The following is a 19,935-nucleotide window of genomic DNA, read 5'->3' as shown; positions in this document are numbered from 1 at the left end:
CGACGTCGCGAAGACCGAGCGTGCCGCCGCTTGATGCCAGCGTTATCGCGGCGGCGGCGGCGCGACGCGGCCGGCGCGCACCGGCTTGATGCCGCGAGCGGGTCGGCTACGTCATCACGGCATCACGTCATCACGGCATCAAGCCGGCGCCGCGGCACGCGGCGAATCGCCGCGTTCCCATTGCGCGCGCAGATCGTCGAACGACAGCAAGCGGCCCGCGATGGCGCTGGCTGCGACCGTCGGCGGACTCGCCAGCCACACCTGCCCCGGCCCCGAACGGCCGGGGAAATTGCGATTGATCGAACTGACCGTGACCTGCTCGGGCGCGGTCGACGAGCCCGGCCCGCAATTCGCGCAGGCGCCGCAGGAAGGCTGCAGGATCTTCGCGCCGACCGCGTCGAAGGCATCCAGATAGCCCTGCGCGATGCAGTAGTCGCGCACCGCCGTCGTGCCGAACTGCAGGTATAGCGTGACGCCGGCCGGCACCCGCAGCCCGCGATCGGCGGCCCAGCGCAGCACCGCGTGATAGTGGTCGAAGTCCTCGCGCTTGCCGGCCGTGCATGAGCCGCCGTAGGCGATATCGATCCGCACCGGCTCGTGCGTTTCCCACAGCGCGGACAGCGCCAGGCCGTTGCCTGGATCGCCGGGACGCGCCACCATCGGGGAAAGGCCGCTGCAATCGACCTGGATCGTCGCGGCATAGTCCGCGCCCTCGTCGCTGCGCATCCACGGCTCGATCGCGAAATCGACGCCGCGCCGGGCCTTCAGGAAGCGCACCGTTTCCGCGTCGGGCGCGACGATGCCGGTGAAGCCGCCGAGCTCCGCGCACATATTGGTCAACGTCGCCCGTTCGTCGGTCGACAGCGCCGACACCACCGGGCCGGTGAACTCGAACACCTTGCCGACGCCCGCGCCGCTGCGAATCTCCGGCAAGGCCAGCAGATGCAGCACCACGTCCTTGGCCGTCACGCCGGCGGGCAACGCGCCGTCCAGCACGACCCGCAGCGACGCCGGCAAGGTCATGCGCACCGCGCCCGTCACGAAGGCATTGGCCATGTCGGTCGTGCCGACGCCGAACGCCACGCAGCCGAGCGCGCCGCTGTGCGGCGTGTGCGAGTCGGTGCCGACCACCAGCTGCCCGGGCAGCGCGTAATGCTCGGCCATCATCGCATGCGAGATGCCGGCGACATTGCTGCCGTCGTCGCGCAGCGCCTCGTCCTCGGTCAGTGTCCGGTGGACCCGCAACGCGTAGTCCGCGACGAAGCGCCGCTGGGCGTCCCGCATCTGCATGACGTTCCCCACCAGGCCGCCGCGCACATGGGCGGGACTTTGCTCGACGTAAGAGGTGTGGTCCTCGAACACGACGACCCGCTCGGGCGCGTGCAAGGTAAGCGGCCGACCCAGCGCGGCGTGCAGCATATGGGCCGCCATGCCGGTGTAGTACTCGTGGATGAAGCGCCAATCGGCGCGCACGAAGATGCCGTCGCCCGGCGCGGGATCGGCCGGCGTGACCGCGGTCGCGATCGCATGGCGGGCGACGATCTTCTCGAACAGCGTACGCGGTCGCTCAGCGGCCGGCGGCGTGGGCTGCGTAGTCTGCGCGGACTGCGTGGTCCGCGCGGCCGGCGCGCGGTCGCCGGCGAGGCCGCGCAGATGCCGCTGGCCGAAGCGCAGCAGGCCGCCCTCGCGCAGGATCTGCGCGGCCAGCGCATCGCGGCCGGCCAGCAGTTCCTCGAGGGCGATCGCCTCGCCCGCCAGCAGGCGCGGGATCAAGCCAAAGTCCGTCGAGGTCAGCAGGCCGATATTGTCGGCGTTCTGCCGATAGATCCGTTCGAAGCTGCGGGCGATCACCAGCCGGATGCCGGCCAGCTTCTCGGCCGCGGGACTGTGCTCGCGCGACGAGCCCTTGCCGTAGCGGTTGCCGGCGACGGTCACGGCAAACCCGCCCTGCCGGATCGCATCGACGCCGATCGGCTGCGCGCCGCCCGCGCGAAAGCCGGTATAGGGAAAGCGCCCGAGCTTGTCGTCGAAATGGGTCAGGATCGGGACCGGCGTGATCTCGTCGGTCGAGACATCGTCTCGCAGCGCGCCGGCCTGCTCCAGCGTCAGCGCCTCGCCGTGCAACTGCCGTTCGATGGTCCGCGGGCAATCGGCAAGGAACAGAATGCGGCCATCGATCTGCAGGCGGTTCATCGCGGTCTTCTCCAGTCTCATCGGTGAACGTCGGCACAGTGCCGAACATCGCCGAATCTACGCGCGGCGTCGCGTGGCGGCCAAGCGCCGATGCGGCATCGGGGTTATCTTCGGCAGAGATATCCGGGTAAACGCGCGGCCCGGCCGCCCGCGGGACAGCCCGGCGAGAACGGCGCGCGGCGAGCCGCCCTTGTCCCGCGCCGCGGTTTTGCGGGACACTTGCGCGGCCAAGGCAAGAGCCATCGGGCCGTTCCATGGTGATCCCATTGCGGTCCCATCGCCGTCCCATGGCGATCCCATGGCGATCCCGCGGCCCGCCCATGGACGCCCGATGGCCGCCCCATGATCGCCCCATGTTCGCCCCATCGTCGCCCACTCCGAAGTCCGAGTCCGCATGCACCGCATCGATCCCGTCAGCATCCAGCTCTTTCTCGCCGCCGCGCGGGAAGGCTCCATCAAGCGCGCCGCCGAAACCGAGCACATCGCGCAATCGGCGCTGAGCCGGCGGATCGCCGATCTGGAGCGCAGCCTGGGCGTGACGCTGCTGGTGCGCTCGCCCACCGGCGTGGCGCTGACCGAGGCCGGCGTGCGCGCGTTGGAACTGGGCCGCAAGCTGAACGAGGACATCGCCGCCTTCGCCCGCGAGGTGCAGGACCTCGGCGACCAGGTGGCCGGCACCGTGCGGCTGTCGGCCAGTCCTTCGTCGATCGTCGGCTTCCTGCCCGAACGGCTGCACGCCTTTCGCGCCAGCCATCCGCACGTCGATATCGCGCTGCACGAGCGCTCGACCAGCGACACGCTGCGCGCCTGCCTCGACAATCAGGCCGACGTCGGCGTGGGCGTGGCGATCGACGGCGCGCGCGGGCTCGAATCGTGGCACTTCGCGCAGGATCCGCTGATGGTGCTGCTGCCGGCCGGTCATGCGCTGGCTGACCGCGCGGGACTGCGCTACGCCGAGGTCCTGCAGTATCCGCTGGTGATCGTGCAGCAAGGCGGCGCGCTCGATACCGAGCTGCGCGACCGCGCCACCGAAGCTGGCCTGCCGATGCGCCAAAGCGTGGCGGTGTCGAGCTTCGAGGCGGCGTGCCGGATGGTCGAGGCAGGGCTGGGCCTGGCGGTGATTCCGCACAGCGCGACCACTGCCTACGCGGGCACGCGGGGCTTCGTGCGGGTGCCGCTGGACAAGCCGTGGCGGCAGCGCGAACTGCGCGTCTACGCGCCGCGCAAATCGCCGCGGCTGCGGGCGGTGGATGCGTTGATCGCCGCGTTGCGGGCCGAACCGCCGGCCGAACCACGAGCCTGATGATCGCCGGGCCGGAACGCAGGCCGAACCACGGGCCGAGCCGAGGGCCGAACCGCAGGCCCAAACGCCGACCGAACCGCCGCCGAGCCGCCGTCCGCAGCGTCTGCCCCCGACTGACGCTGCCGGGACCGATATCGCGGAACGCGATACCCCGTCCGTCGCAACAGCATTTCTTGCCGGCAAGCCGACCGCTCTAGACTGGCGCGCAGAGGAACCGTCCACAGGTTCCCGCCTCGCGACAACGGAGACAGCATGCCCCCCTTCCTTCGCACCGTCGGCCGCCTGCGCCGCACCTTGCCTTCCCTGCGCCACGCCCTGCTTCCCCTGCGCCGCGGCGTTCGGCTGACCTTGTCCCTGACCGCGGTCGCTACATTCGCCGCGACGTTCGCCGCCACCTTCGCCGCCGCGCCCGCAGCCCACGCGCAATCGCCCGATGGCAAGCCGCTGCGGCTGATCGTGCCGACCCAGCCCGGCTCGCAGGCCGACGCCGTGGCGCGCGCGCTAAGCGAATCGATGGGCCGCCAGCTCGGCCACCCGATCGTCATCGAGAATATCGCCGGCGCCGGCGGCATCCCGGGCACGCAGCAGATCGTGCGCGCGCCCAAGGACGGGTTGACGCTCGGACTGGTGTCGTCGAACCACGTGATCAATCCCGCGATCTACCGCTCGATGCCGTTCGACTCGCTGCGCGACATCACGCCGATCACGGTGATCGGCACGCTGCCGCTGGTGCTCGTGGTCAATCCCTCGGTGCCGGCCAACAACGTGCAGGAACTGATCGCGTTGCTCAAGAGCAAGCCCGACCAGCTGAACTACGGCTCATCGGGCAACGGAACCGTGCTGCATCTGGCCGCGGAACTGTTCGCCAGCGAGGCCAAGGTCCAGGTCCGCCACGTGCCCTACAAGGGCGCGGGCAACTACACCACCGATCTGCTCAGCGGCCAGGTGCAGATGGGCTTCCTGACGGTGCCGGCCGTGCTGCCGCAGCTGAAGGCCGGCAAGCTGAAGGCGATCGCGGTGTCCACGCCGAAGCGCATTCCGATGCTGCCCGACGTGCCGTCCCTGGCCGAGTCCAGCCTGCCGCGCTACAGCTTCGACGCCTGGCTGGCGATCGTCGGCCCGGCCGGATTGGCGAAGGACAAGACGGCCGACCTGCAGACGAAGATCAAGGCCGCGCTCGACGAGAAGCCGGTGCAACGGAACCTCGCCGCCCAGGGCCTCGTCATCATCGGCAGCACGCCGGATCAGGCGGCGCCGTTCTTCAGCAGCGAGCTGGAGAAGCACGCGCGCATCGTCAAGCAGGCGGGAGCGACGCTGAATTGAGCGGTACGGCGCGTCAGCGCGCAAACGGCTACGATGCCTTCGGCAGATACGCGACGTCCGCGACTGCCTGACGGTAATCCAAAAAAAACAAAGCCCTCGCATGGAGGGCTTTGCTGCTTGCGCTGGAGAACGCTCAGCCAGCGAAGTTCTTGCTGACGAAGTCCCAGTTCACCACGTTCCAGAAAGCCTCGACGAACTTCGGACGGGCGTTGCGGTAGTCGATGTAGTAGGCGTGTTCCCACACGTCGCAGGTCAGCAGCGGCTTGGCGTCGGTGGTCAGCGGGGTGGCGGCGTTCGAGGTCGACACCAGGTCCAGCGAACCGTCGGCCTTCTTGACCAGCCAGGCCCAGCCCGAACCGAAGGTACCGACCGCGGTCTTGGTGAACTCTTCCTTGAACTTATCGAACGAGCCCCACTTGGCGTTGATGGCGTCGGCCAGCGGGCCGGTCGGCTGACCGCCGCCTTGCGGCTTCAGGCAGTTCCAGAAGAAGGTGTGGTTCCACACCTGGGCGGCGTTGTTGAAGATGCCGCCGGACGATTTCTTGACGATCTCTTCGAGGGTCGCGTTCTCGAATTCCGTGCCCTTGATCAGATTGTTCAGATTGGTGACGTACGTCTGATGATGCTTGTCGTGATGGAACTCCAAGGTCTCCTTGGACATATGCGGGGCCAGCGCATCATGGGGGTACGGCAGCGGGGGGAGAGTATGTTCCATTGTTCTGTCTCTGTGGGTTGTGGGACGGGAGACACCGATTGTAGGTGACTTGCCATAGTGGCGCAAACCAGCGGCAAAACCCCTTCAAGGCGCGGCAGTATGAGGCTGCGCGCCCCGCCGCGCCGCGCCTGTGGGGCACCTTCCGGGGCAACTCAGCCGGCCATCGCGGCCTGTAGATCGGCCCTATAGATCGAGCAGTTTGGCCTGCACGCTGGCGATGCCGATATCGGCCACGCCCTCGGCCAGATGGACCTCGACGCGGCCGCCGGCGCGCAGCTCCGACGGGGCCCGCAGCGCCTTGCCGCGCGGGTCCAGCAGCACCGCATAGCCGCGCTCGAGCGTGCGTTGCGGCGCCAGCAGTTCGAGCGCGCCGGCGGCGCGATGCAGGCGCTGCGCGGCACGTTCGTGCTGGCGTTCGCTGGCTGCCTGCATGCGCGCGGCGAGCCGTGCCAGTTCGGCCTGGCGCATGCCCGCATCGGGACGCTGGGCCGTCCACCGCATCGACCACAGCTGCAGCCGATGGCGCCGCGCCACCACGCTGTCGCGCCATGCCGCGCGCAAATGTCGCGCGAGATTGTCGAGCTGTCCGCGCCGCTCCTGCAGTTGCGCCTGCGGGCTGCGCACGCGCCGCGCCAGCCAGTCCAGATGTTGGGCGCGCCGCTCCAGCTGGCGGCGCATGCATTGGCCGAGCGCGTCGCGCGCCCGCGCGGCCTGCGCCAGCAGATGCGCGCGATCGGGGCTGACCAGTTCGGCGGCGCCCGTCGGCGTCGGCGCGCGCACGTCGGCGACGAAGTCGGCGATGGTGAAGTCGGTCTCGTGGCCAACGCCGCAGACCACCGGCAGCGTGCAGCGCGCGACCGCATGCGCGACCACTTCCTCGTTGAACGACCACAGGTCCTCGATGCTGCCGCCGCCGCGGCACAGGATCACCACGTCGCACTCGGCGCGTTCGCTGACGGTGTCGAGCATTGCCGCGATCTTGTCGGCGGCACCGGCGCCCTGCACCGGCACCGGATAGACCAGCACCTGGATATGCGGCGCGCGGCGGCGCAGGGTCGTCAGCACGTCGCGCAGCGCCGCGGCCTGCAGCGACGTGATCACGCCGATCGTGCGCGGATGCGAGGGAATCGGCCGCTTGCGTGCGGGATCGAACAGACCGTCGCGCGAGAGCTTGTCCTTCAGGCGCAGGAAGGCCTCGTACAGATTGCCGACGCCGGCGCGCCGCATCGCCTCGACGCTGAGCTGCACCTCGCCGCGCGCCTCGTACATCGACACCAGCGCGCGCACCTCGACGGCCTCGCCTTCGCGCACCGGAAAGTCGACATGCTGGTTTCGTCCGCGAAACATCACGCAGCGGATCTGCGCGCGGGCGTCCTTCAGCGAGAAATACCAGTGCCCGCTCGCGGCGCGCGTGAAGTTGGAAATTTCTCCACGCACCCAGGCCAGCGGAAAGTTGCGTTCGAGTACCGATGCGATCGCATGGTTCAATTCGCCGACCGGGATCACATCGCGCCCGCCGGGTGCCGTCCGGGAGACTGGCGAAGGCGGAAACGAGAATGGTTCAGACATGGCAAATCGCCGCCGAAGCGGCGTCAGATGGACATGTCCACAGCATAACCGCTATGTCAAGCCCATCGCTGTAGGGTGGCTGAAACGGCCTGTATATCGAGGGGCTTGACACAAGCCATTGATTCTTAATGACTTTCCCGGACATCACTTTTTAAGCAATGTAAGAATTTCTCTTACGCGTCAATCACTTACCATTTGTCCACACCAGCTTGTTCACAAAGTTATCCACAGGAACTCTGGACAACTACAGAGCGGTAACACGGACCGTACGGCGGCACACACTGCCTCGTGACCGAAACGTCGCTCTCGCACCGAAACCGAAGCACCCGGTTCGGGGAAGCGGCGAGGCTCGCGGCCTGCCGTGTTGCCACTTTATTAGGCAGCCCGGGGAATTCCGTTACGGATCAAACCCTTGCCTCGCTTCTCCCGCGCTTATCCACAGGCGCTCCACAACACTGTCCCGTTGGGATGTGGAAAGAAGTCGACTTTTCAATTTTTGTTGCCGAACGCGGACGCCGCAGGCCGTTTAAAGCCATCTGCACAATTTTTAAGCAAGGCGTCGGAGTGCCATATGGATCAAGGACTTGGCACGCTTGTCAGGCGTCTGTCCACACTTGTTCCACAATCCTGTCCCGCTGCGGTGTGGAAAGCCGGGACGCGGCATCAGCAGGATCGGCACGTCCCGTGGCCTCGGACAACCACGGCGCGCCCGCCGCCGCTCCTGCCCATATTTTAAGCAGGCCGGCGTTCGCCCTTTTGAATCAAGGACTTGGCGAGGCTGTCCGCCTGCTTTCCACAATCCATCCACAGCACTGTCCCTGCCGGGTGTGGACATGTCGGCGAAGTGGATGGCAGGTGGATGGCGCGCGCCATCGCGGCTTGCCCCGCGGGGGGCCGCGCGTTAGAGTGGCGCCTGTTTTTTTACGCCGGCCTGCCGCAGTCCTTCCCTTCGCGCCGGCGACTCGGGGTGTCCTTGTGTTTTCCATCATTGAAGCGGCCGGTTGGCCGATCTGGCCGTTGCTGCTCGCCTCGGTCATCGCGCTGGCGTTGATCGTCGAACGTTCGCTGAGCCTGAAGCGCAGCAAGGTGCTGCCGGCGAAGCTGTACGACCAGGCGCTGACGGTGGCGCGGCAACGGCGCGCGACGCCGGACGTGGTCGACTCGCTCGAACGCGATTCGCCGCTGGGCCGGGTGCTGGCCGCCGCGCTGCGGCACGTGATCGCCCAGCCCGACACCTCGCGCGATGCCGCCAAGGACGCCGTCGAGGAAGCGGGCCGCGCGGTGGCGCACGAACTGGAGCGCTATCTGAACGCGCTGGGCACGATCGCCTCGGTCGCCCCGCTGATGGGCCTGCTCGGCACCGTGATCGGCATGATCGAGATCTTCGGCAGCCAGGGCGGCACCGGCGCAAACCCTGAACAACTGGCGCACGGCATCTCGGTGGCGCTGTACAACACCGCCTTCGGCCTGATGGTCGCGATCCCCGCGCTGATCTTCTGGCGCTATTTCCGCCGGCGCGTCGACGACTATGTCGCCGAGCTGGAATCGCGCGCGGCCACCTTCCTCGACGCGATCCTGCCGCAGCGGCGCGCCTGAGACGGATGGCGGCCATGCGATTCCGTACCCGTGCCAGGCGCGACGAGCCCGAGATCAACCTGATCCCGCTGATCGACGTGCTGCTGGTGATCCTGATCTTCCTGATGATCACGACCACCTATTCGCGCTACACCGAACTGCGCATCCAGCTGCCGACCGCCGAGGCGGAAACGGTCCCGCAGCGGCCGCGCGAGATCGTGGTGTCGGTGTCCGCCAGCGGTGAATACGCGATCGACAAGGAGCGCGTGGGGGCGCGCGATGTCGCGGGGCTCGCCGAGCGGCTGCGCGCGCTGGCGGGCACGGCGGCGGCGCAGGCACCGGTGCTGATCGTCAGCGCCGACGCCCAGGCCAGCCACCAGTCGGTGGTCAACGTGATGGAAGCCGCGCGGGTCGCCGGCCTGTCGCGGCTGACGTTCGCGACGCAGAGTGGCGGGACGCGCTAGGCGTCCTGCCTTCCCACGAAGGCCCGGGCGGGAAGCAGCATCATCCCGACCCGATACACTGTGGCGATAACCGTTCTTCCTGGAACCCGATGCCCGCTGCCCGCCATCTCCTGTCCGACTTCGTTACCCGCCAGTGGCAACGCCGCGGCTGGTTCGCCTGGCTGATGCTGCCGTTCGCCGGCCTGTTCGGCGCGATCAGCGCGTTGCGGCGGCTGGCGTATCGGCGCGGGTGGTTCGAGTCGACGCGGCTGCCGATGCCGGTGGTGGTGGTCGGCAACGTGACGGTCGGCGGCACCGGCAAGACGCCGGCGGTGATCGCGCTGGCCGATGCGCTGTGCGAGGCCGGGCTGCGTCCCGGCGTGGTCTCGCGCGGCTATGGCGTCAAGCTGGAACGGCCGCGCCGCGTCAAGGCGACCTCGAAGGCCGAGGACGTCGGCGACGAACCGCTGCTGATCGCGCGCTCGACCGACGTGCCGGTCTGGGTCTATCCCGATCGCGTGGCCTGCGCGCAGGCGATGCTGGTCTCGCATCCGGGCATCAACGTGCTGCTGCTCGACGATGGCCTGCAGCACTATCGCCTGCAGCGCGACTTCGAGATCGTGATGTTCGACGGCCGCATGGGCGGCAACGGCTGGCTGCTGCCGGCCGGGCCGCTGCGCGAGCCGCTGTCGCGCCGCCGTGATGCCACGCTGATCAACGATCCGTATTTCCGCGCGACGCCGGACCGGCCCGAGGTCTACGGCATGCGGCTCGAGCTCGAGCAGGCGTGGCAGCTCGCCGATCCGACCATGGTGCGGCCGCTGTCGACCTTCGCGGGGCGGCGCGTGCTGGCGGCGGCCGGCATCGGCAACCCGGAACGCTTCTTCGCCAGCCTGCGCGGCGCGGGCCTGCAGCCCGAGACGCTGCCGCTGCCGGATCATTACGATTTCGCCGAGGACCCGTTCGTCGACCATCCGGCCGCGCAGGCCGCCGAGGTGATCCTGATCACCGAGAAGGATGCCGTAAAATGCGACCGGCTTCGCGAGCCGCTCGACCCGCGCATCTGGGTCGTCCCCACCAGGCCCGTGATCGATCCGGGTCTGATCGATCGAATTCGCCGCACGGTCATCGCGCGCTGCCAGGCAGCGCCGACCGCGGCCACCGGCGCCGCTGCCGCGGCCAGCCACACCAAGGAACACCAAGATGGACAACCGGCTGCTTGAAATCCTGGTTTGCCCGCTGTGCAAGGGCAAGCTCGAATACGACCGCGCGGCGCAGGAATTGATCTGCCATGCCGACAAGCTGGCCTATCCGATCCGCGACGGCATTCCCGTGATGCTGGCCGACGAGGCCCGCCAATCGGTGCCTGGCCGCGCCATCGATCCGACCTGAGGCCTGGCTTCGATGTCGCTCGCCGATTTCTCCGTGGATTTCACCGTCGTCATTCCCGCGCGGCTGGCGTCGACGCGCCTGCCGAACAAGCCGCTGGCCGACATCGGCGGCAAGCCGATGATCGTGCGGGTCGCCGAGCGCGCCCACGCCTCGGCGGCCCGCCGCACCGTGGTCGCCACCGACGCGGACACCGTGCGCGCGGCCTGCGCCGAGCACGGCATCGAAGCCGTCATGACGCGCGCCGACCATGCCACCGGCACCGACCGGCTGGCCGAGGTGGCCACCCTGCTGTCGCTGGACGACGATGCGATCGTGGTCAACGTGCAGGGCGACGAGCCACTGATCGCGCCGGCGCTGATCGACGCGGTGGCCCGGCATCTCGCTGCGCATCCCGAATGCGCGATCGCCACCGCCGCGCACCCGCTGCACGAGATCGGCGAGGTCTTCAATCCGAACGTGGTCAAGGTGGTATGCGACAGCGCCGGCCGCGCGCTGTACTTCTCGCGCGCGCCGATCCCCTGGGCGCGCGATGCCTGGTCCGGCGTACCGTCGGCCCCGGCCGCGAGCGCGCAGGTGCCGCTGCCCGACATGCCGGTGCTGCGCCATATCGGCCTGTACGCCTATCGCGCCGGCTTCCTGCGCCGCTTCCCGACGCTGGCCGCCGCGCCGCTCGAGCAGACCGAAGCGCTCGAACAGCTGCGCGCGATGTGGCACGGCGAACGCATCGCGGTGCTGGTCACCGAGGCCGCGCCGGCGCCCGGCGTCGATACCCCGGCCGATCTCGAACGCGTGCGCGCGCTGTGGTCCGAGGCCCCGGCGCAGCCCGGCCGCTGAGCGCAAACGGGCGCAATCCCACGCGGGGCGGGCCATTCGCCCGCTCCGGTTTACACACCGTTGACCGCCGCGGCGGGCCGGATTCGGGCTCCCTCGTGGCATAATGCTCGCCAATAAAGAGCCGCTGTCGCCGTCAATACGGGCGACGACGCAAGCTCGGTGGGGAGATGAAGAATGAGCCGTCCGGCTTGCGCCCATGCCAACCGCATGCGGACCGCGCCGGTCACCAGCCATGGCGGCGCCTGCGTGCCTGACCATCGCGCGGTAAGCCACACGTCAAGTTTCGGCGTTACCCTCCTTCCATTCCCCCGCAATACCGGATTCAAAACTCTGAGGACCCGTAAATGCGTTTGATCCTGTTGGGCGCGCCCGGCGCCGGCAAAGGCACGCAAGCCAAGTTCATCTGCGAGAAGTTCGGCATCCCGCAGATCTCCACAGGCGACATGCTGCGCGCCGCGGTCAAGGCCGGCACCCCGCTGGGCATCGAGGCCAAGAAGGTGATGGACGCGGGCGGTCTGGTCTCCGACGACATCATCATCGGCCTGGTCAAGGACCGCCTGAAGCAGGACGATTGCCGCAACGGCTATCTGTTCGACGGCTTTCCGCGCACGATCCCGCAAGCCGAGGCGATGAAGGAAGCCGGCGTACCGATCGACTACGTGCTGGAGATCGACGTGCCGTTCGACGCCATCATCGAACGCATGAGCGGCCGCCGCGTGCATGCCGCCTCGGGCCGTACCTACCATCTGAAGTACAACCCGCCGAAGACGGCCGGCGTCGACGACGAGACCGGCGAGCCGCTGATCCAGCGCGACGACGACAAGGAAGAGACCGTGCGCAAACGTCTCGATGTCTACGCGCAGCAGACCCGTCCGCTGGTCGACTACTACTCGGACTGGGCCGCCAAGGGCGCCCCGGGCGCGAGCGTCGCGCCGCCGCAGTATCGCAAGATCAGCGGCGTCGGTTCGGTCGACGAGATCACCGCGCGGGTGTTCGAGGCGTTGAAGTAAGGCGCCGAAGTTCGGGCGATCCGGAAGAACGCTCCGGAAGAAGCAAAGGCGGCCACTGGCCGCCTTTTTCTTTGCCCCGGTTTCTTCGCCCCGGTTTCTTTGCCTTGGTCGCTTTGCCGTTGGTCGCTTTGCCGTTGGTCGCTTTGCCCTTGGTTGCGTCCCCCTTGGTTGCTTTCTTGCCCTTGGGGGAGCGCCTAGCCCCCATGCGCCCGGGACCGCGGCGCGTCGGCCGTCTCCGCGCGATGGAAGATGCCCTCGCGCCAGGCCGCCTGGGCGCCGTCGCCGTGCAGGTAAAGGAAGATCGTTCGATAGGCCAGCTCGAAGCCGGCGTGCTTGAGCAGCGTGGTCGACAGCTTCGGCATGCCGAGCGCCTGCAGCAGGGCCGACGTTTCGAGCCGGGACGCCTTGTCGGCGGTCTTGTCGGCGGTCTTGTCGGCGCTCTTGCCGGCGCTCTTGCCGGCAGGCTTGTCGGCCGCATCGTCGATCAGCAGCCGCCGCGTCAGCACCGCGGCCTGCCAATAGCGATTGCCGGACAGCGCCGGGCAATCGCGCCGCAAGGACTCGAGCTGCGCCACGCTGCATTGCGACAGCCTGTCCGCGCACAGGCCCCGCGCGGCGCCGCGCCGGACCGCATCCGCCAGCCGTTCGCGCTCGCGCGTATCGGCGCGGCCACGCATGAAACGCATGGCGATCCTGATCAACGTGAACAGGAACCAGGCGCCGCCGAGCACCCCGCCGATCGCCACCAGCGCGGCGCCCACGGGAGTCGCAAGCACCGCCGTGCCCAGTATCGACACCATCGCCATGCCGGCGCCGGACAACAGCACGGTGCCGACGCCATAGGCGATACGCCCGACGGACCAGCGCGTCAGCTCGCCCGCACGCTGGCGCCAGCGGCGCTGTCCGTCGGCAAACCAGCGCAGCGCCTCGCTGGTGGCGGGCGATTGCAGCCGCTTGCTTCGGGCCGGATCGGCCGACAAGCGGCGCAGATTGTCGCCGACCGCCTGGCCGATTTCCCGCAGCGCCCCACGGCGCCGCCTGGCCTCCGCCAGTTCGCCGATGCCGCAACCGACATGGGCCAATCCGATCGCGGCGCCGAGGCCGAAGGAGAACACGTCGCCGGGGATCAGGCCCAGGTCCAGCGGCGCATCCCAAGCGCTGTCCGCCAGCGGACTCGCTTCGTAGCCGACGCGCAGTCCCTGCAGGCCGCTGTCGCGCAGGCAGGCGACGGCGCTGCCGCGCAGCCGCCGCGTCGCTGTGCGATCGGCGCGCGTGGCGGCGTCGTGCTCGAGAAGGTCGGCGGCATGTTGGCGCAGGATGGCGTCGCGTTCCCCGTCGATCGCCGCCAGTTCGCGCTCGATCACGCCCAAGGCGGCCTTGCCGAGCGCGGCGGCATCGCGGTTGCCGGCGGTCAGGGCCTGGCGGAACGTGTCCGGAATGTGCGCGGCGCCGTCCTGTCGGAGCCGATGCGCGGCGAGGATCGGCGCCGGTGCGCCATCGTGCCGAGCCGGGGTCGCCAGGCAGGCGCGGATCCAGTGGCGCGTCGTCTTCAGGGCAGCCTTGCGCCGCTCGATCTCTTCCGGCAGCCGCGCCCGGGCCAACGAGGCGACCGCAAGGCGATAGCCGGGCTCGGACGCGCAGACGCGCCGCCAGGTCTTGACCTTGTCCGCCGCCGTCCCGGCCAGATCTACCACGCCCAGCACGGCATCGCCGGCCGGCAGCAGCTGGCTCGCCTCGACCAGGTCCGGCGAAATCGCGTCAGTGGCCTCGAACAGCGGCTCCACCTCCTGCACGGCCGACGACATCAGCGACACGCCAGTGGTATCCAGATGCAACGTCAAGGTCGGCCGCGCCGCGCGCAGATCGCGCATGAACTGCCGCAACAGGCCGGCTTTCCCCTCTGGCTCGCTCGGATAGCGCTGAATGACGGCGGCCGGTGGCGCCGCCTTCGCCGACATGGGGTCGCAGGCCGGGAAATCTTCGAACCGATCCGCCCCTGGCGATGACGGACGGCTGCGAATCCAGGATGCGCGGAGCTCGCTCACGGCAGGCCTCCCGAGGTGTGACGTGGGCGCACTCTAGCCAGTCAAGGTGCGGACATCTCGCGCTAACGGTTGCGGGCTTACGATTCTCGTGACCGCTATCGGGGCGCCGGCCGGGCCTTTACAATACGGCGCGATGCTTGACGTTTACGTAAACGTTATATTCAGCGTTACGTTCGCCGTGAAGTTTGGTGCGATGTTTCTCACCTTCAGGCGCCGGCGCGGTATCGGTCGGTGCCCCCCCAACCCCGAGGAGACAGTTCATGCAGATCCGAGACAACGTATTCATCGTGACCGGCGGCGCGTCCGGCCTGGGCGCGGGCACCGCCCGCATGCTGGCCGAACAGGGCGGCAAGGTCGTCATTGCCGACCTGAACGAGGCCGCCGGCAACGCACTGGCGCAAGAGCTGGGCGGCCGCTTCGTCCGCTGCGACGTGACCTCGGAAACCGATGGCCAGGCCGTCGTCGACGCCGCGGTGGGCCTGGGGCGGCTGGCCGGGCTGATCAACTGCGCCGGCATCGCGACCGCCAACAAGACCGTCGGCAAGAACGGTCCGCATCCGCTGGACGCCTTCGAGAAGACCATCCGGATCAACCTGATCGGCACCTTCAACATGATCCGGCTTGCCGCCGCGGCGATGGTGCAGAACACGCCGGACGAGGGTGGCGAACGCGGCATCATCGTCAACACCGCCTCGGTGGCGGCCTTCGACGGCCAGATCGGCCAGGCCGCCTATGCCGCCTCGAAGGGCGGCGTGGTCGGCATGACGCTCGCGGTGGCGCGCGACCTGTCGCGCGACGGCGTGCGCTGCATGACGATCGCGCCGGGGATCTTCGAGACGCCGATGCTGCTGGGCATGCCGCAAGAGGTGCAGGACGCGCTCGGCAAGATGGTGCCGTTCCCGCCGCGGCTGGGCCGTCCGGCGGAATACGCCCAGCTGGTGCAGGCGATCATCGGCAACACGATGCTCAACGGCGAGGTGATCCGGCTGGACGGCGCGATCCGGATGCAGCCGAAGTAAGCCGGCACTCTCCGGGGAACGGCGGCGCGGCGGCAGCGGAGCAGCAGAGCAGCAGCACGGCGGTAAGCCCTGAGTCGTGAACCGTGAGCGTGAGGCGGCGAGGCGGTGCGGCGGTGCGGCGGTGCGGCGGTGCGGCGGTGAGGTGGCGAGGCGGCCCTTCACCGCCGCCCGGGACGTGAGCGGGCGGGCGGATTGTGCTGTGCATGACACGGCGGCCGGTGGCAGTGACTACAATCGCTGTACCTCATAGGCCTCAAAGGGAGTGCAGCATGCCGCCACGTTCGCCGGTTCCGCCGTTCCTTTCCACCGCAGCCGCCCATCAGGCATTGGCGCCGACGGCCATGCTGGCCGGCGCGCTGGCTGCGTTGCTTCTTGCCGGCTGCGCCGCCCCACAGGCTTGCAAGGAGGCCGGCACAGCGGCGGCGACCCCAGCCGCTGCCAGCGCCAGCGCCAGCGCCAGCCCCAGCGCAAGCGCAAGCGCCAGTGCCACCCGCAGCGCGGGCGCCACCTCCCCAAGCACCACCACCCTCCCCCCGGCCCCCGAAGGCGCCTCCGGCTGGACCGACAAACCCGGCTGGACCGCGAGTTCCTTCATGGTCGCCGCCGCCAATCCGCTCGCCACCCAGGCCGGCTACGACATGCTGAAGGCCGGCGGCACCGCCATCGACGCGGCCATCGCCACGCAGATGGTGCTCAATCTGGTTGAACCGAATTCCTCCGGCATCGGCGGTGGCGCCTTCCTGATGCACTTCGACGGCAAGCAGGTCCAGGCCTACGACGGCCGCGAGACTGCGCCGGCCGCCGCCACCGACCGGCTGTTCTACGGCCCCGACGGCAAGGTGATGCCGTTCCGCCAGGGGCTGGTTGGCGGCCGTTCGGTCGGCGCGCCGGGCGTGCTGCGCATGCTGGAGCTGGCGCATCGCCAGCATGGCAAGCTGCCCTGGCGGCGGCTGTTCGAGCCGGCGATCCGGCTGGCCGAGCAAGGCTTCGCGATCAGCCCGCGGCTGGCGACGATCATCGCGCAGGACCAGGACCTGATGAAGGACCCGACCGCGCGCGCCTACTTCTACAACGCCGACGGCACGCCCAAGGCCGCCGGCACCGTGCTGCGCAATCCCGAGCTGGCGGCGGTGCTGCGCAGCGTCGCCGCGCGCGGTGCCGACGCCTTCTACCGGGGCGACGTCGCCCGCGATATCGCCGCCAAGGTCCGCTCGCATCCGACCAACCCCGGCGTACTGACCGCCAAGGACATCGCCGACTACCGTCCCAAGGTGCGGCAGCCGATCTGCACCGACTACCGCCAGTGGACCGTCTGCGGCATGCCGCCGCCGTCGTCGGGCGGCATCGCGGTCGCGCAGATGCTGGGCATCCTGCAGGCGCTGCCGCCGGTGCGGCAGATGGGCGCGGCCAGGCCGCAGCGCAACGCCGTCGGGCTGGAGCCCTCGGTCGAGGGCGCGCACCTGTTCGCGGAAGCGGGCCGGCTGGCCTACGCCGATCGCAACCAGTACGTCGCCGATACCGACTTCGTGCCGCTGCCCGGCGGCGACTGGCGCAGCCTGGTCGATCCGCGCTATCTGGCCAGCCGTGCCGCGCAGATCGGCGAACGCAGCATGGGCAAGGCCGGCGCGGGCACGCCGGCCGGCGCGACGGTGGCGATGGGGCGCGACCGCGCGCCGGAGTTTCCTTCGACCTCGCATATCTCGGTGGTCGACCGCTACGGCAATGCGCTGTCGATGACCACCACGATCGAAGACCAGTTCGGCTCGCGCCAGATGGTGCGCGGCTTCCTGCTGAACAACCAGCTGACCGACTTCTCCTTCGTCGCGGAGGAGGACGGCAAGCCGGTGGCCAACCGCGTGCAGCCGGGCAAGCGCCCGCGCTCGTCGATGGCGCCGACGCTGGTGTTCGATCGCCAGACCCGCGAGCTGGTGATGACGGCCGGCTCGCCCGGCGGCTCGGCCATCATCAACTACGTGGCCAAGACGCTGGTCGGCACGCTCGACTGGGGCCTGAACGTGCAGCAGGCGATCTCGCTGCCGAATGTGGGATCGCGCAACGGCCCGACCGAGCTGGAGAAGGGGCGCGTGTCGGACGCCCTGGTGGAAGGCCTGAAGGCGCGCGGCCATGACGTGCGCGTGATGGACCAGACCTCGGGCCTGCAGGGCATCATGCGCGTGCGCGTCAACGGCAAGCCGATGTGGTTCGGCGGCGCGGACCCGCGGCGGGAAGGGGTGGCGATGGGGGATTGAGCGGCGATGGGGGGAAACGGCACGGCGACCACCGCTGCCGTCCCCGCCCGTTTCACGCGCGGGACACGCCAGCAAAGCGGCGCCGTCGGCATGAGCCGGCCACCGCCATCGCTGCAACGTTGCTGTCCCTCGCCCCTCATGGGCACAGGGTCATGGAGCGGGCAAGCTCCGCTCTCTCCCAAACCTCAAGCCGCCGGAATCGGCATCGTCCTGACCATCTCCCACACCGCCGCGGCCGCCGGCGATAGCGAACGGTCCTCGCGGCGGACCATCACGATGCGCCGCTCCTCCTGCGGCACCAGCGGGCGCCACACCAGGTTCGACGCGGCCGGCAGCGGCAGCGAGAACGACGGCAGCACCGACGCCCCGATGCCGGCCTGCACCATGCCGAACACGCTGGCCGAGTGGCCCAGCTCCTGCACCACGCGCGGCGTCACGCCGTGCATCGCGAACACGCGGTCGATCAGCGGGCGGCTGCCGGAGGCGAAATCCAGCAGCACCAGCGGCACCCCGTCGAGCGCGGACCACGACACCGTGTCGCGTCTTGCCAACGGATCGTCGTCGCGGCAGACGAAGCAGAACGGATCGGTGCCCAGCGGCACGGTCTCCAGCCCTTCGCTGGCCAACGGGTCGATCAGCACGCCGAAATCGACCGCGCCGGCGCGGATCTGCTCGAGCCCGTCGGCCTGCACGTTGTCGCGCACCGACAGCCGCACCTCCGGATATTGCCGCGCGCAGGCGGCCACATACAGCGGCATCAGGCGCGCCGAGATGGTCGGCGCGCTGGCGATCACCACCCGGCCGCGGTAACGCTCGCCGAGCTGGCGCGTCTCCTCCAGCGTGTCGTCGAGCTGGCCGAGCAGCCGCTCCAGCGCCGGCACCAGCGCCTGGCCGGCATCGGTCAGCACCACTTCACGGGTGGTGCGGTCCAGCAGGCGCAGCCCCAGCGCCTCCTCCAGCTCCGCCACGCCCCGGCTGACCGCCGGCTGCGTCAGCCCGACCGCGTCCGCCGCCCGGCTGAAACTGCCGTGCGACGCCACCGCCAGGAAGACCCGCAACTGCCGCAAGGTGTAATTCATGCGCCAACCATATCAATGAATACGACAAATGAATTTGCATTCTAGACAGGACTATCGTCCAATACCAGCGTTAACCCTGATTCCACCGTTTTCTGTCTATTTCTTCTTCTTTTAAACCCTTCGTTCCGGCGCGCCGCTCCGGTGCGCTTCAGTCCACGCAGTCATGTCCTTCCTGCTGAATCCCTTCAAGAAACTCTACGATCTGATCGACGGCTTCGTGCTGATCATGCTGGCCGCGATCGCGCTGGCGCTGGCCGCCCCCGAGGTCGGCACCGGCGACGGCCCGCTGCACCTCGGGCTGGTGACCAGCCTCGGCGTCGCGCTGGTGTTCTTTCTGCACGGCGCCGCGCTGTCGCGCGACAAGCTGGTCGCCGGCGCGCGCCACTGGCGCCTGCACACCTTCGTGCAGGCCTTCACCTACGTGGTGTTCCCGCTGATCGGCGCGGTGCTGATGTTCGCGCTGCGCGACCAGCTGCCGGCCGACCTGCTGCTGGGCGTGTTCTTCCTGTGCGCGCTGCCGTCGACCGTCTCGTCGTCGGTGGCGATGACCTCGATGGCGCGCGGCAACGTGCCCGGTGCGATCTTCAACGCGACCATCTCCGGCCTGATCGGCATGGCGCTGACCCCGCTGCTGATGGGCCTGGTGATCAGCGCCAGCGGCGCGTCGATGCCGCTGGGCAAGGCGCTGACCGGCGTGGCGCTGCAACTGCTGCTGCCGTTCGCGCTGGGCCAGCTGGCCCGTCCGGTAATCGGCGCCTGGCTGGGGCGGCACAAGGCCATCACGAGCAAGATCGACCGCGGCGTGATCGTGCTGATCGTCTACTCGTCGTTCTGCGATGCCACCTCCGAGGGCCTGTGGCACCAGTACAGCTGGCAGACCATCGCCGCCGTGATGGCGCTGGCCGCGGTGCTGCTGTTCGCGATCCTGGCCACCACCACCTTCGTCGCCCGCCGCCTCGGCTTCTCGGTCGAGGACGAGATCACCGCGGTGTTCTGCGGCTCGAAGAAGAGCCTGGCCAACGGCATCCCCATGGCCAAGATCCTGTTCGCCGGCCACCCGGCGCTGGGCCTGCTGGTGCTGCCGCTGATGGTCTATCACCAGCTGCAGCTGATCGTCTGCTCGGTGATGGCGTCGCGCTATGCCAACCGCGAGCAGATCGAAGGCGCGGTCGCGCGGGCTTGACCG

Annotated in this window: 16 protein-coding genes; 11 read left to right on the top strand and 5 right to left on the bottom strand. The window is 69.1% G+C overall.

Annotated elements, in window-relative coordinates; all coding sequences use genetic code 11:
• Nucleotides 1-138 precede the first annotated feature (138 nt).
• Nucleotides 139-2,193, bottom strand: a complete 2,055-nt coding sequence (locus F1599_RS00630; RefSeq protein ID WP_150081654.1) for an aconitase family protein — start codon at nt 2,191-2,193, stop codon at nt 139-141.
• 394 nt (nt 2,194-2,587) lie between these two features.
• On the opposite strand from F1599_RS00630, the gene F1599_RS00625 reads away from it, so the two are divergent.
• Nucleotides 2,588-3,496 (top strand): LysR family transcriptional regulator, encoded by a 909-nt coding sequence (locus F1599_RS00625; protein ID WP_150081651.1) that lies wholly within the window; start codon nt 2,588-2,590, stop codon nt 3,494-3,496.
• A 252-nt stretch (nt 3,497-3,748) separates the two neighbouring features.
• Nucleotides 3,749-4,819 (top strand): tripartite tricarboxylate transporter substrate binding protein, encoded by a 1,071-nt coding sequence (locus F1599_RS00620; RefSeq protein ID WP_150081648.1) that lies wholly within the window; start codon nt 3,749-3,751, stop codon nt 4,817-4,819.
• 133 nt (nt 4,820-4,952) lie between these two features.
• Here F1599_RS00620 and F1599_RS00615 read toward each other — a convergent pair whose 3' ends face one another.
• Both F1599_RS00615 and xseA read right to left on the bottom strand, forming a co-directional pair.
• Nucleotides 4,953-5,534 carry a superoxide dismutase gene (locus tag F1599_RS00615; RefSeq protein ID WP_053822315.1) on the bottom strand — a complete coding sequence of 194 codons (582 nt, stop codon included), beginning with the start codon at nt 5,532-5,534 and terminating at the stop codon, nt 4,953-4,955.
• Between the two features lie 183 nt (nt 5,535-5,717).
• Nucleotides 5,718-7,103, bottom strand: a complete 1,386-nt coding sequence (gene xseA / locus F1599_RS00610; protein WP_149316864.1) for an exodeoxyribonuclease VII large subunit — start codon at nt 7,101-7,103, stop codon at nt 5,718-5,720.
• Between the two features lie 975 nt (nt 7,104-8,078).
• On the opposite strand from xseA, the gene F1599_RS00605 reads away from it, so the two are divergent.
• From F1599_RS00605 to adk, 6 genes are all read left to right on the top strand, one after another.
• Nucleotides 8,079-8,699 (top strand): MotA/TolQ/ExbB proton channel family protein, encoded by a 621-nt coding sequence (locus F1599_RS00605; protein WP_149316863.1) that lies wholly within the window; start codon nt 8,079-8,081, stop codon nt 8,697-8,699.
• A gap of 14 nt (nt 8,700-8,713) precedes the next feature.
• Nucleotides 8,714-9,142, top strand: coding sequence for an ExbD/TolR family protein (locus tag F1599_RS00600; RefSeq protein WP_150081645.1), 429 nt, complete (start codon nt 8,714-8,716; stop codon nt 9,140-9,142).
• 89 nt (nt 9,143-9,231) lie between these two features.
• Nucleotides 9,232-10,344 carry a tetraacyldisaccharide 4'-kinase gene (gene lpxK / locus F1599_RS00595; protein ID WP_149316861.1) on the top strand — a complete coding sequence of 371 codons (1,113 nt, stop codon included), beginning with the start codon at nt 9,232-9,234 and terminating at the stop codon, nt 10,342-10,344.
• On the top strand, nt 10,325-10,513 hold the full coding sequence (locus F1599_RS00590; RefSeq protein WP_006579104.1) for a Trm112 family protein: 189 nt from the start codon (nt 10,325-10,327) through the stop codon (nt 10,511-10,513). Before lpxK ends, F1599_RS00590 begins: the two co-directional genes overlap by 20 nt.
• A 12-nt stretch (nt 10,514-10,525) precedes the next feature.
• Complete coding sequence (kdsB, locus tag F1599_RS00585) at nt 10,526-11,347, top strand: 3-deoxy-manno-octulosonate cytidylyltransferase (RefSeq protein WP_149316860.1); 822 nt, start codon at nt 10,526-10,528, stop codon at nt 11,345-11,347.
• Between the two features lie 344 nt (nt 11,348-11,691).
• Nucleotides 11,692-12,357 (top strand): adenylate kinase, encoded by a 666-nt coding sequence (gene adk, locus F1599_RS00580; RefSeq protein ID WP_149316859.1) that lies wholly within the window; start codon nt 11,692-11,694, stop codon nt 12,355-12,357.
• A 194-nt stretch (nt 12,358-12,551) separates the two neighbouring features.
• On the opposite strand, the gene F1599_RS00575 is transcribed toward adk, so the two are convergent.
• On the bottom strand, nt 12,552-14,315 hold the full coding sequence (locus tag F1599_RS00575) for a hypothetical protein (RefSeq protein WP_150081642.1): 1,764 nt from the start codon (nt 14,313-14,315) through the stop codon (nt 12,552-12,554).
• 347 nt (nt 14,316-14,662) lie between these two features.
• Here F1599_RS00575 and F1599_RS00570 point away from each other — a divergent pair, with 347 nt between their 5' ends.
• Both F1599_RS00570 and ggt read left to right on the top strand, forming a co-directional pair.
• Nucleotides 14,663-15,421, top strand: a complete 759-nt coding sequence (locus F1599_RS00570) for a 3-hydroxyacyl-CoA dehydrogenase (RefSeq protein WP_149316857.1) — start codon at nt 14,663-14,665, stop codon at nt 15,419-15,421.
• Between the two features lie 341 nt (nt 15,422-15,762).
• The gene (gene ggt / locus F1599_RS00560; protein WP_150081762.1) at nt 15,763-17,670 is read left to right on the top strand and encodes a gamma-glutamyltransferase; all 1,908 of its coding nucleotides are present in this window, start codon (nt 15,763-15,765) and stop codon (nt 17,668-17,670) included.
• Between the two features lie 185 nt (nt 17,671-17,855).
• Here ggt and F1599_RS00555 read toward each other — a convergent pair whose 3' ends face one another.
• Entirely contained in the window at nt 17,856-18,749 is an 894-nt protein-coding gene (locus tag F1599_RS00555) for a LysR family transcriptional regulator (protein WP_149316856.1), read from the bottom strand.
• A gap of 163 nt (nt 18,750-18,912) precedes the next feature.
• Here F1599_RS00555 and F1599_RS00550 point away from each other — a divergent pair, with 163 nt between their 5' ends.
• Nucleotides 18,913-19,932, top strand: a complete 1,020-nt coding sequence (locus tag F1599_RS00550; protein ID WP_149316855.1) for a bile acid:sodium symporter family protein — start codon at nt 18,913-18,915, stop codon at nt 19,930-19,932.
• Nucleotides 19,933-19,935: the final 3 nt, after the last annotated feature.

This window comes from Cupriavidus cauae, from assembly GCF_008632125.1.
Lineage (GTDB): Bacteria > Pseudomonadota > Gammaproteobacteria > Burkholderiales > Burkholderiaceae > Cupriavidus > Cupriavidus cauae.
This window is presented reverse-complemented; position numbering and strand designations above follow the sequence as displayed.